The following is a 12321-nucleotide window of genomic DNA, read 5'->3' as shown; positions in this document are numbered from 1 at the left end:
AATTATGAACGAAGGGATTGCAGGAAGAATAGCGAAAAGTTTTATCCGCTCTAAATTAACCTTACTATTAATGGTGGTGTTCCTGCTCATTGGCGCCTATGCCACCTGGCTGATACCGCGTGAAGAAGAACCGCAGATAGAAGTGCCGATGGCCGATATTTTTATTGGTTTTCCCGGTGCTGAACCTAAAGAAGTGGAATCAAAAGTAGTGGCGCCCTTAGAGAAAATAGTTTCCAATATTAAAGGCGTGGAATACGTGTATTCCACTACCATGAAAGGACAGGCGATGTTGATTGTACAGTTTTATGTAGGAGAAGATGTAGAGCGGAGCTTAGTGAAACTTTATAATGAGATTATGAAAAACATGGATAAAATGCCCGAAGGGGCTACCATGCCGCTGGTAAAATCAAGAGCCATTGATGATGTACCGGTTTTAGGACTCACTGTTTGGAGTGATAAGTACGATGATTATACATTGAGACAGCTGAGTGAAGAATTAAAGAATGAAATTAAAAAAATTCCGGATGTTGCAGAGATCAATGTACTGGGAGGAAGAAGCCGCGAAGTGAAAGTGATGCCGGACAAAGAAAAAATGGCTTCCAACCGGGTTGATTTTTTAACCATTAATAATAGCATTCGCGGAAACAACGCGCAGATGATTTCGGGAAGCTTATTAAAAAATGATACGGCTTTTGCTGTAGAAACAGGAAGTTTTTTAGCATCGGCAGAGGAGGTGGCAAATTTAGTAGTAGGTGTTAATGGACAACAGCCGGTTTACCTTCGGCAAGTGGCTCAAATAGAAGATGGACCTGCTTCCGCAAAGGAGTATGTATCCTTTGGTTATGCTATGGGCGATACTGGAAATGCACATCAGTTCAATGCGGAATACCCGGCTATTACTTTATCTATAGCCAAAAAGGCAGGTGCGGATGCCATGAAGCTTTCCGAACAAATTTTAAATAAAGTAAAACATCTTGAAAACAATATTATTCCTTCTGATGTACATGTAAGCACCACCCGGAATTATGGCGAAACGGCTTCGGATAAAGTAGCGGAATTGTTATTTCATTTATTTATCGCCATTGTGGTGGTTACTTTATTTGTAATGCTGGCTATGGGCTGGCGTGGCGGGCTGGTAGTATTTCTTTCGGTGCCGGTAACCTTTGCGCTTACGCTGCTCAGTTATTACCTGATGGATTATACGCTGAACCGGATTACCCTGTTTGCACTGGTATTTATAACCGGTATTGTGGTGGACGATTCCATCATCATTGCGGAAAATATGCATCGCCATTTTAAGATGCGAAGATTGCCTTTTAAACAGGCAGCTATTTATGCCATTAACGAAGTGGGCAATCCCACAATTTTGGCAACCCTCACCGTCATAGCGGCGGTATTGCCCATGGCTTTTGTGTCGGGCTTAATGGGTCCGTACATGAGCCCAATGCCAATAGGCGCTTCCATTGCCATGATGCTTTCGCTGATAGTGGCCTTAACACTTACGCCTTATCTGGGCTATATTTTCCTGCGTGAAAAAGCAAAGAGAAATGGGGTGCAAAAAGAGCCGGTGCCATTAGAGCAAACGGGTATTTATAAAATCTACTACCGCTTCATCAATCCCCTGCTGGAATCAAGAAAAAAGAGATGGGCTTTTATGAGTGTATTGTTTGCAGTGCTGCTGGGTTCTATGGCATTGTTTTATACAAAAAGCGTGGCGGTAAAAATGCTTCCCTTCGATAACAAAAATGAATTTCAGGTGGTGATTGATATGCCCGAAGGAACTACGTTGGAGAAAACAGCAGCGGTAACCCGTGAAATCGGGCAATATCTTTCACAACAAAAATTAGTACGCAATTACCAGGCGTATGTGGGTACTGCAGGGCCAATAAGTTTTAACGGATTGGTAAGGCATTACGATTTACGGAGCGGTGAAAATGTAGCCGATATTCAGGTAAATCTTCTGGATAAAAAAGACAGGAAATTACAAAGCCACAATATTGCAAAGCAGATGCGGCCGGACATACATGAGATTGGGAAAAAATACAATGCCAATGTAAAACTGGTGGAAATTCCACCGGGGCCACCGGTACTTTCTACATTGGTGGCAGAAGTTTATGGGCCGGATTATGAGCAGCAGATTGAAGTGGCAAGGCAAGTGAAAAACCTGATGGCTTCTGCCGCGGATGTGGTGGATGCAGATTGGATGGTGGAAGATGACCAACCGGAATACCACTTTGAAATAGACAAGGAAAAAGCGATGCGGAATGGGATAGCGCCTGCACAAATTGTGGCCACCATGAATGCGGCGCTTTCGGGAATGAATGCGGGCGTATTACATCTGCCTTCCAGCTTTAATCCGGTACATATCAACCTTCAATTAAGCGATGCAGATAAATCGGGATTAGCCGATCTGGGAAATATTAAAATAGTTAGTCAGCAGGGGAACGTAGTGCCGGTAAGCGATATGGTAACCATTACCAAAAGAATAAAAGAAAAAAGCATTTACCGGAAAAATCAAAAAAGGGTGGTACACATTATAGCAGACATGGCGGGGAAATTGGAAAGCCCTTCGTATGCCATGAGTGCAATTTCTGAAAAGCTCGGTAGCATCCAACTTCCGGCGGGTTATACCTTACATGAAGAATACACGAAACAACCGGAATCAGAAGATCATTTTTCCCTGAAATGGGATGGCGAATGGCAGATAACGTATGAAGTATTCCGTGATTTGGGTATTGCGTTTGCAGTAGTAATTATTGTTATTTACATGCTGATCGTGGGGTGGTTCCAGGATTTTAAAGTGCCTGTCATCATGCTTTCCGCCATTCCGTTATCACTCATCGGTATTATAGCGGGACACTGGATGATGGGTGCCTATTTTACGGCTACTTCTATGATTGGATTTATTGCCCTGGCCGGCGTTATGGTGCGAAACTCAGTATTACTGATTGATTTTATTAACATTAGGTTAAAGCAAAAGGTAACCCTGAAACAAGCAATTACAGAAGCCGGAGCTGTGCGAACAACACCTATTTTACTGACTGCAGGAGCGGTAGCATTAGGTGCGGTAATTATATTATTTGACCCGATTTTCCAGGGGCTGGCTATTTCACTGATAGGAGGCACGGTTACCTCCACCTTTCTAACCTTGCTGGTAGTACCGCTTCTGTATTATAGAATGATGCGTAAAAAAGTAAAATAATGCATACCTAAAAATCAAAAACATGAAACTACTGATCATAACAAGCATTAAAGAATGCCAGGATAAAGTTGCGGACATTTTTAAAAAAACAGGAATAGCAGTATTCAGTGTATCAGAAATAGCAGGATTTAAAGAAGGCGCTTCAGCAAGTCTTATGCATAGCTGGTTTGGAAGTGGCGGCGATTCGTACAATTCCATTATGCTGTTCAGTTTTACTCAAAAAGAAAAGGCCGAGAAAGTACTCGAATTAATTAAAGAATATAATAAAACAGAGAAAACCGATTTTCCTGTCAGGGGATTTGTTTTGGCAGTAGAACAATATGGATTTTAAACAAATGATAACTATAAAAAATACATTCATCATGAGAGAAAGAATTGTAAGAACAGTAGCAGGGTCAATGATCTTGTTTAGTGTAACCCTGTCGCAATTGCATAGCACTAACTGGTTGTGGCTAACGGCTTTTGTAGGCTTTAACTTGCTGCAATCTTCCATTACAAGGTTTTGTCCGTTAGAATGGGGGCTTAAAAAATTTGGAGTACAATCCGGAGAAGGTAAGTGTTATTAAAATTACTTGCTGAAATTATTTGGCAGGGATTTTAAATTACCCTTACTTTGTGTTAGTAAGCATTTACTAACATAGCATGACTAATAAAAATTTTACCAACAGGCAAATAGAAATAATGGAGATAGCCACTCAAATTATTGACCGGCAGGGCATACAGGAATTAACCACTAAAAACCTGGCAACTGATATTGGGTTATCAGAAGCCGCGCTGTACCGTCATTTTAAAAGTAAGAATGAAATCATGCTTGGGCTTTTAGATTATTTTATGCTGGAAATGAAAGAAAGAGTATCCGCGATAGCAGCGAAAGAAGGAAGAACCCCTTCAGAATTGTTGAAAGATATTTTTACATCCCAATTAAAAACATTTGCTCAAAAGCCGGCAATAGTCAGTGTAATTTTTTCAGAAGGAATATTCCAGTTCAATAAAGAATTAATGGAGAAAGTATCCGATATGATGGAAATGATGCAGGTAGAAATTGATGCCATTATAAAAAGAGGACAGCAGGAAGGAAGTTTCCGTGACTTCGTAGGACCGTCCACTGTGTCAACAATTATTATGGGAAGCATGCGCCTGGCAGTGATGAAATGGAAAATATTCGGACATCAATCGGACTTGGTGAAGGAGGGAAATAAGGTGCTGAATGGGGTGCTGAAGATGGTAGAGAAGACGGGGTAACATTTAGAAATTATGAATTACAAATGAAACATAAAATTGTAAAAATTGGAGCTTTAGTTTCTGCCTTCTTTGGCTTACTTACAGTGTTTGCAGGTGGTTCGGTAATTTTAGATTTATTTGGAATGCGCGAAAAAGAAGGCAATTATATACTATTTGTTGTGTGGGCTAATTTTATTTGTGGCTTCCTGTATCTTATAGCATCGTATGGCTTTTTCAAAAGAAAAAATTGGACCGCTTCCATTATTGGTTTTACAGTATGGATACTAATTGCAGCGTTCATTGTGTTATTTTTCCGGATATGGGATGAAGAGCCTTATGAAAATAAAACCATTATCGCCATGGTATTCAGAACATTGCTCACACTTGGCTTGTTATGGATAGCACGCACCTTCAAAAATCGGGTATCTATTGATATGATATTATAAAATGAATAAAGTCTGAAAATGAAATGGAATAATTTAATGGGAATTGGCTTTGTAATTGTTGCATCTTCATACGGTTGCAACAATAATAATTTAAGTCAGAATACAGAAACGGAAAAAGCGGCAAAGGCGGATGTGATAAAATTGCCTGAAACGGAAATTAATTATCTATCCGAAGGGAAAAAAATAGCAGGGGAAGCCCAATCCGTTTTAGGAAAAAACCTGATGAATGCCATAAATACCAGGGGTACAAAATACGCTGTGGAATTCTGCAACATAGAGGCCATACCACTTACAGACAGTATGGCGAAACTTTTAGGCGCGTCAGTGAAAAGAGTGACCGATAAACCACGGAATATTAAAAACCAGGCAAATGAAGCAGCATTGATGCATATCAAAAACATGAAGGACGAAATGGGAAAAGGTGAAATGCCCAAACCGGCTATGGTTGAAATCAATGGCAAAATGGTGGGCTATTACGCCATTGTAACCAATGCTATGTGCCTGAAATGTCATGGTGTAAAGGGTAGAAATATAGAATCTGAAACTTTTAAGAAGATAAGCGTATTATACCCTTCCGATAAAGCAACCGGCTATGCGGCAAATGAGTTACGTGGAATGTGGGTGGTAGAAATGGATAAAAGATAATCAGCACAGCTTCCGGTGGAAGGATCAGTACTTCACCGGGAGGATTAAAAAAAATTATTTGCTTCATTATGTTAGTAAATACTTACCAACTAAAGATGGTTTTTATCTTCTTTCCGATATGGGCTTTTGCCCAATCCGTACAGGCACAGTTATGGACTTTACAACAATGCATTGATACAGCACAAGTGTATAATAAGAACCTTCATATACAAAGAAACTATGTGGAAATAGGGGGTCAAAAACAGTTAGAAGCAAAAGGAAATTTACTTCCCAAGCTGAACGTAAATGCGGATTACAGGTATTTTACCAATCTTCCCTATCAGTTGATGCCGATGTCTGTTTTTGGCGGGCCACAAGGAAAATACAAAGAAACTCAGTTCGGCGTACCGCATAATATCAATGCCCACTTGCAATTTGCCATGCCATTGTATAATCCACAAATTAAAGGCGCCATTCAATCAGCTGAAATAGCTACAGAACTTAGCAATCTGCAATTGAAGAAAACCGAAGAGCAAATTTATTTTGAAATTTCCAACCTCTATTACAATGCCCAAATATTAATTCACCAAATACAATTTATAGATAGCAACCTCGCTAATACGCAAAAGCTATTGCGCAATATGCAATTGCTTAAAGCGCAATTGATGGCCACTGGAACGGATGTAAACAAGGTAGTATTGCAGGCCGGCCAATTAAAAATGCAAAGAGAAATCATCAGCAGTAAACTGTACCAGGTAATGCAGGCTTTGAAATTTTTAATGGGTATTCCGGCAGAAGAAATGATAGCAATAATACCGGAAATCAATGATAAGGTTATAGGAGACTATAACAAAAAATACATTATTGATTTGCAAATTACTGCTACTCAAAATCGTTTGCTTAAAAATGATTTGAGCAATTTAAAAAAATCGGCATTACCTGCGATAGCGTTATTTGGAACTTATGGTACGAATGGTTTTGGATATGATAAAAGGCCGGATAATTTTTTAAAGTTTCACCCGATAGGTTTTGCCGGGATTCAATTTGCCTATTCGCTTTTTGATGGAAATATTTTAAAAAGAAAAAGAAATCAAAAAGAAATAGAACTGAAAAATAATGAATTGCAACTGGAATTGATTGCCGGCCAAAATGATATGCAAATTGGAAACGCCATGAACCAAAAGAAAGTGGCGCAAAATTCAATGTCATTAAATCAGAGCCAGATAGAACAGGCACAATCTATTTATGAGCAAACGATTATCCAGCAAAAACAAGGAGTCGCCAATCTGAACGATGTGCTGATGGCTGATCATGCATTGCGTGAAGTGCAGCAAAATTATTTATCGTTATTAGTGGACTATCTGAAGGCTGATCTGGAGTTAAAGAAACTGACAGGGAATTTGTCAATTACGAATTAAAAATTACGAAGCAGTTGATACCACGATAGCCATCAGACTGCGTAAGCAAATAAAATGCAAGAAATAATGAAAAAAATATTGTACATAATTATTCCTGTGGTATTAATAGGAGCAGTTATTTTCAAGCTGCAAGGAAATAAGAAAATGGCACAGAATAAAATTTATTATTATAATAAAGAACAGCCCGTGAATGTGCAGGCAGATACCCTGAAGCTTCAATCTATTACTGCTGAACAATATTTTACCGGGACTTTTGAACCTGAAAAAGAGGTGAAACTAAGTGCAGAAACCCAGGGGAAAATCAATTCCATTTTTGTGGATATAGGTAGTTATGCAAAAAAAGGACAAACGCTTATAAAAATGGATAATGCTTTATTGAAATTGCAATTACAAGCTGTATCTGTTCAAATAGAAGGACTGGAAGCTGATGTAAACCGTTATACCATTTTAGCCAATGCTGATGCCATTCAAGGGGTGCAACTGGAGAAAGCGCAATTAGGATTAAAATCAGCAAAAGTACAACGCAATACCATCCTGGAACAAATAGCCAAAACCAATGTAACGGCGCCTTTTTCAGGAATTGTAACGATGAGATTTTCTGAGATTGGAGCCTTTGCGGCGCCGGGTACACCTTTACTTCAAATTACGGATATATCCCGTTTACGTTTTACCGTTAGTATTCCTGAAAATGATTTGCATTTATTCCATCTTAATCAAAATTATTCCCTAAAAGCCGATGCATATGATGAATTGATGCTTTCAGGGAAAACAATACTGATCGGCAGCAAAGGCAATGCAGCTAACAGTTTCCAGGTTCAGTTCTCAATCAATAATACCCCGGATTTAAAAATAAAATCAGGCATGTTTGGCAAAGTGCTGATTTCAGAAATGCACAAAAAGGATGCTTTGCTGATTCCTTCCTCTGCCATTGTGGGTTCGGATATAGAGCCGAAAGCTTATGTGGTAAAAAACAATAAGGCAGTTCTTCAAAATATTTCTATAAACCAGCGATTGCAAAAAGGTGTAGTCATTAAGGATGGATTAAATGCAGGCGATATTATTATTACCGGTGGATTTATCAACTTATATGATGGAGCGGCAATATCCATTAAAAATTAAAAATTACGAATTACGAATTTCAAAACACTTGCCATCGCTAATCAAAAAAATATTATCATGAAGCGTAACAACACCATTCAGGACAAATCATTAGCCTTCGCAATTAGGATAGTGAATTTATACAAATATTTAATCGCTGATAAAAGGGAATATGTTCTATCCAAACAATTATTGCGCTCTGGTACAGGTATCGGAGCCAATGTGGAAGAAGCTATTGGCGGCGTATCTGACAAAGATTTTCTTAACCGTCTTGAGATTGCCTATAAAGAAGCAAGAGAAAGCACTTACCGGCTGAAACTGCTCAATAAAACAGACTATTTAACTGATACTGAATTTGAAAGTCTTTTCAAAGATGCTGAAGAAATCTGCAAAATTTTAGGCAAAATTCAAATCACGACTAAAATTCGTAATTCGTAATTCAAAGATGAACCTCACACAAATATCCATAAAGCGCCCCTCCCTCATCATCGTGTTATTCGGGTTATTTACCCTGCTTGGCATTATCGGGTTTAATAACCTGAGTTATGAATTAATGCCGGATTTTAACCAGCCGGTAGTGGTAATTAAAACCATCTATCCCGGTGCGGAACCAGAAGAAGTAGAAAGCTCTGTTTCCAAAAAAATAGAAGATGCGCTTTCTAACCTGGAAGGCGTGGAGTACATGAATACCAAATCGCTGCCCAGTGCTTCAGTGATTATCGCCAACATGAAATACGGTACTGATTTGGATAAAACCATGCAGGATGCCCAGCGTTATATAGATAATATCCGCAAAGATTTACCGCAGGATATTTTAAGCCCTGAGATGAGTAAAGTTTCGCCTAATGATTTGCCCATCATGCAAATAAGCGCGACAAGTGATATGCCCGCAACCGCATTTTACCAGCAAATGAAAGATGATTATTTGCCCCAATTGCAACAAATAAAAGGAGTGGCGGAAATCACTTTATTGGGTGGTGAAGAACGTGAAATTCAGGTGAAAGTGGACCAGGAAAAATTGAAGTTGTACCGGGTTTCATTGATGCAGGTATCCGAAGCTATTAACCGCAGTGGCATTGACATTCCTGCCGGAAAAGTGCAAACTGAAAATGTAAGTAATTCGGTAAGGCTCACCGGGAAATTTACCAATATTGAAGTAATAAAAAATGTACAACTGGCCATGCCTGTACCCGGAAGCCCGGTGTATGTAAAAGATGTGGCAACGGTTACAGATGGCATTAAAGAAATCACTTCTGTAAACAGGTACAACGGCAAAAACGGAATTGGCATGCTCTTGAAAAAACAGGGTGATGCCAATGCGGTGGATGTGTCCAAAGCGGTACATGCAAAATTGCAATCCATAGAAAAACAATACCAATCTGAAAAGGTACATTTTGCCATTGCGGACGACAGCACCAACAACACCATTGCGGCGGTGAATTCTGTGGTGTTTGATTTAACGCTGGCGGTAATATTGGTTTCGCTGGTAATGCTATTGTTTTTGCGCAGTGTAAGAAATTCCCTGATAGTGCTGATTGCCATACCCACTTCATTAGTAACTGCTTTTGCGGTAATGTGGATGCTGGGTTACACGCTCAATTTGATGACACTTCTTGCCATGTCTTTAATCATTGGCATCCTGGTGGATGATGCTACCGTAGTACTGGAAAATATTCAGCGGCACTTAGACATGAAAAAAGAAAAAAGAACTGCGGCTATGGACGGCCGTATGGAGATTGGTTTTGCTGCAGTATCCATCACGCTTGTGGATGTGGTTGTTTTTTTACCGATTCTTTTTTTACAGGTTTTTGTTGCCGATATGTTGAAGCAATTTTCTGTGGTGGTCATCACGTCTACGCTAACCAGTTTGCTGGTAGGGTTTACGCTAACACCGTGGCTGGCTTCGCGTATAGGCAAGGCGGAAGACATGAAACCCACCAACATCTTCAATCGTTTTTTACTTTGGTTCGAAGCCCAATTATCGCGCTTCATTAATTGGTATGGCAGGCAATTATCGTGGGTGCTGAATCATAAATTAATTACCGTAGGCGTTATTGTTTTGCTCTTTGCATTAACCGGCGTAATGATGAAACAAGGTATCATCGGCAAGGAATTAATCGCTACCGGCGACCAGGGAAAATTTAGTTTGTACATGGAGTTTGACAAAACCACGGCTCTGCAACAAAATAATATCATCTCACATAAAATAGAAAATTTCATTTCAGCGCAGCCTGAAGTAGCCACTTTATTTAGCAATATTGGCGGGCCAAGTACAGGCATAGGCAGTTTGGGCGTGGGCGCTATCAACAAAACCGAATTTACCATTCAGCTAAAAGATGCTAAAGAAAGGCCCAAAGAAACTACAGAAAGTTATATGATAAAATTGAGGAGCGCGTTACAAAATCAATATCCGGCGATACATTTTTCAATAGCGGCTTTGGGTCTAATTCCGCGTTCGGCGCCTATTGAAATTACTTTGAGCGGAAACGATGTAAACAGGGTCATGCAATCAGGCAAAGAATTGAAAGAAGCGCTTGAAAAAATTCCCGGTGCAGATAATGTGCAATTGTCTGTAGAGGAAGGCAGTACTGAGTTTCAGGTAATTCCTGATAAGGATAAAATGCAGCGTTTTGGACTTTCAACCGGCTATGTAGGGTTGAATTTGAGAACCGCTTTTTCAGGAAATGACGATGCTACTTTAACGGAAAATGGTGCCGAATATCCTGTTCGGATTTGGTTGGATAATCTGGACCGTAAAAACCGGGGGAATATTGAAGTACTAAACATCATCAATGTACACGGGATACCTATACAGGTAGCGCAGTTTGCTGATGTTGTTCAGCGCAATTCCCCTTCTTTATCAGAAAGAAAAGACCGGCAGCCGGCGGTTACCCTTACTGCAAATGCTTTGGGAAGGCCATCGGGAACGGTAGCGGATGATGTTTTAAATTACTTGAAAACAAATCCGCTGCCCGCCGGCACAAATATGTCCTGGGGTGGCGATATTAAAAGACAGAACGATAGTTTTGTCGCATTAGCTTCCGTATTGCTGATTTCCTTTATTTTAATTTACCTGATTATGGTGGCCCTCTACGATAGTTTTGTATACCCTTTCGTGGTATTATTCTCTATTCCCGTAGCCATTACCGGTGCATTTTTAGCATTGAATTTATCCATGAATCAACTGAGCCTTTTTTCTTTATTGGGACTGATCATGCTGATGGGATTGGTAACCAAAAACGCCATCCTGATTGTGGATTATACCAACCAGTTAAAAGAAAAAGGAATACATTTTAAAGATGCTTTAATAGAAGCGGGTAAAACAAGGATGCGCCCCATTCTTATGACCACTATTGCTATGGTATTCGGTATGCTGCCGATTGCCCTGGCAAAAGGAAGCGCCAGCGAATGGAAAAACGGATTGGCATGGGTGATTATCGGCGGGCTTTTATCTTCTTTAATTCTTACGGTATATTTAGTGCCGGTGGTATATTATGCTGTGGATACGGTTAAATTACGAATTAAAAATTACGAATTACGAAGGAAGAAATCGAAGTCAATTATGAATTAAAAATTACAAAGTATGAAGCATTACATTTTTATTTTGGTTACCGGGTTATTTACTTTTCTCACATTCAGTTCCTTCCAGCCACAGAAGCAAGAATTATTTTTATTAAATGTTGAGGTCCGCAATCTTAGAAATAATGAAGGCACGGTGGTATTTGCATTATATAACAGGAAAGATGCTTTTCCGGATGAGCATTATGAAAAACACTTTAAAAAGGTGGTTGGAAAAATAGAAAATGGAAATGCTTCTGCAATATTTAAAGATTTGCCCGAAGGGAAATATGCAGTTAATATTTTGCATGATGAAGATAACGATGGCAGAATAAAAAAGGGTCATATTTTACCGAAAGAAGGAATCGGATTTTCAAATTACCAATCCATCGGAATCGGGAACAAACCAAAATTCAGCAAGGCATCTTTTAACCTGGAAAGTAATTTGAAAATTAAAGTGAAAATTATTTATATGTGAGGCTCAAAAGATATATTTCGGAAAGGAAAGTACCTACAGATCGCTAATCCGGACAAGCCGATACCAAAAAGTAATTTCGCCATAAAGCCATAAAGAAAAGCTTTGCTTTTATGCTTTTGCAGAAAGAATCCTTCGTGTCTTTGTGGCAAAAAAACTGTTAAAGGCAAAGTTGAAATATTTTCCTGTACGCTGAAAGCCATTACTCTGTTAAATTTCAGAAGGAAAGTGAAAATATATTGTCAAAATATCAACAAGGTTTCAGAACCTAACAAATAA

General features: G+C 39.3%; 11 protein-coding genes. All 11 read left to right on the top strand.

Going from position 1 to position 12321, the window contains the following annotated elements; all coding sequences use genetic code 11:
• Positions 1-4 precede the first annotated feature (4 nt).
• Positions 5-3202 (top strand): efflux RND transporter permease subunit, encoded by a 3198-nt coding sequence (locus tag VL121_RS21175; protein WP_325408612.1) that lies wholly within the window; start codon positions 5-7, stop codon positions 3200-3202.
• Between the two features lie 22 nt (positions 3203-3224).
• Positions 3225-3533 carry a vWA domain-containing protein gene (locus VL121_RS21170; protein ID WP_325408611.1) on the top strand — a complete coding sequence of 103 codons (309 nt, stop codon included), beginning with the start codon at positions 3225-3227 and terminating at the stop codon, positions 3531-3533.
• Positions 3534-3564: 31 nt separating this feature from the next.
• Positions 3565-3768 (top strand): YgaP family membrane protein, encoded by a 204-nt coding sequence (locus VL121_RS21165; RefSeq protein ID WP_325408610.1) that lies wholly within the window; start codon positions 3565-3567, stop codon positions 3766-3768.
• 76 nt (positions 3769-3844) lie between these two features.
• Positions 3845-4444, top strand: coding sequence for a TetR/AcrR family transcriptional regulator (locus VL121_RS21160; RefSeq protein ID WP_325408609.1), 600 nt, complete (start codon positions 3845-3847; stop codon positions 4442-4444).
• A 23-nt stretch (positions 4445-4467) separates the two neighbouring features.
• Positions 4468-4869 (top strand): hypothetical protein, encoded by a 402-nt coding sequence (locus VL121_RS21155; protein ID WP_325408608.1) that lies wholly within the window; start codon positions 4468-4470, stop codon positions 4867-4869.
• 18 nt (positions 4870-4887) lie between these two features.
• Positions 4888-5514 (top strand): Tll0287-like domain-containing protein, encoded by a 627-nt coding sequence (locus VL121_RS21150; protein WP_325408607.1) that lies wholly within the window; start codon positions 4888-4890, stop codon positions 5512-5514.
• A gap of 68 nt (positions 5515-5582) precedes the next feature.
• Complete coding sequence (locus tag VL121_RS21145) at positions 5583-6911, top strand: TolC family protein (protein WP_325408606.1); 1329 nt, start codon at positions 5583-5585, stop codon at positions 6909-6911.
• Positions 6912-6977: 66 nt separating this feature from the next.
• The gene (locus VL121_RS21140) at positions 6978-8030 is read left to right on the top strand and encodes an efflux RND transporter periplasmic adaptor subunit (protein ID WP_325408605.1); all 1053 of its coding nucleotides are present in this window, start codon (positions 6978-6980) and stop codon (positions 8028-8030) included.
• 57 nt (positions 8031-8087) lie between these two features.
• Positions 8088-8447 carry a four helix bundle protein gene (locus VL121_RS21135; protein ID WP_325408604.1) on the top strand — a complete coding sequence of 120 codons (360 nt, stop codon included), beginning with the start codon at positions 8088-8090 and terminating at the stop codon, positions 8445-8447.
• A gap of 7 nt (positions 8448-8454) precedes the next feature.
• The gene (locus VL121_RS21130) at positions 8455-11580 is read left to right on the top strand and encodes an efflux RND transporter permease subunit (RefSeq protein WP_325408603.1); all 3126 of its coding nucleotides are present in this window, start codon (positions 8455-8457) and stop codon (positions 11578-11580) included.
• A 12-nt stretch (positions 11581-11592) separates the two neighbouring features.
• Complete coding sequence (locus VL121_RS21125; RefSeq protein ID WP_325408602.1) at positions 11593-12045, top strand: DUF2141 domain-containing protein; 453 nt, start codon at positions 11593-11595, stop codon at positions 12043-12045.
• The last annotated feature ends 276 nt before the right edge of the window (positions 12046-12321 follow it).

Source organism: Agriterribacter sp. (assembly GCF_035497235.1).
Taxonomy (GTDB): domain Bacteria; phylum Bacteroidota; class Bacteroidia; order Chitinophagales; family Chitinophagaceae; genus Agriterribacter.
This window is presented reverse-complemented; position numbering and strand designations above follow the sequence as displayed.

Bases quoted from the DNA above. Each gene is read 5' to 3' on its own strand.
- VL121_RS21140 (WP_325408605.1), top strand. From the start codon at position 6,978: ATGAAAAAAATATTGTACATAATTATTCCTGTGGTATTAATAGGAGCA.
- VL121_RS21175 (WP_325408612.1), top strand. From the start codon at position 5: ATGAACGAAGGGATTGCAGGAAGAATAGCGAAAAGTTTTATCCGCTCT.
- VL121_RS21150 (WP_325408607.1), top strand. From the start codon at position 4,888: ATGAAATGGAATAATTTAATGGGAATTGGCTTTGTAATTGTTGCATCT.
- VL121_RS21145 (WP_325408606.1), top strand. From the start codon at position 5,583: ATGTTAGTAAATACTTACCAACTAAAGATGGTTTTTATCTTCTTTCCG.
- VL121_RS21155 (WP_325408608.1), top strand. From the start codon at position 4,468: ATGAAACATAAAATTGTAAAAATTGGAGCTTTAGTTTCTGCCTTCTTT.
- VL121_RS21130 (WP_325408603.1), top strand. From the start codon at position 8,455: ATGAACCTCACACAAATATCCATAAAGCGCCCCTCCCTCATCATCGTG.
- VL121_RS21170 (WP_325408611.1), top strand. From the start codon at position 3,225: ATGAAACTACTGATCATAACAAGCATTAAAGAATGCCAGGATAAAGTT.
- VL121_RS21125 (WP_325408602.1), top strand. From the start codon at position 11,593: ATGAAGCATTACATTTTTATTTTGGTTACCGGGTTATTTACTTTTCTC.
- VL121_RS21160 (WP_325408609.1), top strand. From the start codon at position 3,845: ATGACTAATAAAAATTTTACCAACAGGCAAATAGAAATAATGGAGATA.
- VL121_RS21135 (WP_325408604.1), top strand. From the start codon at position 8,088: ATGAAGCGTAACAACACCATTCAGGACAAATCATTAGCCTTCGCAATT.
- VL121_RS21165 (WP_325408610.1), top strand. From the start codon at position 3,565: ATGAGAGAAAGAATTGTAAGAACAGTAGCAGGGTCAATGATCTTGTTT.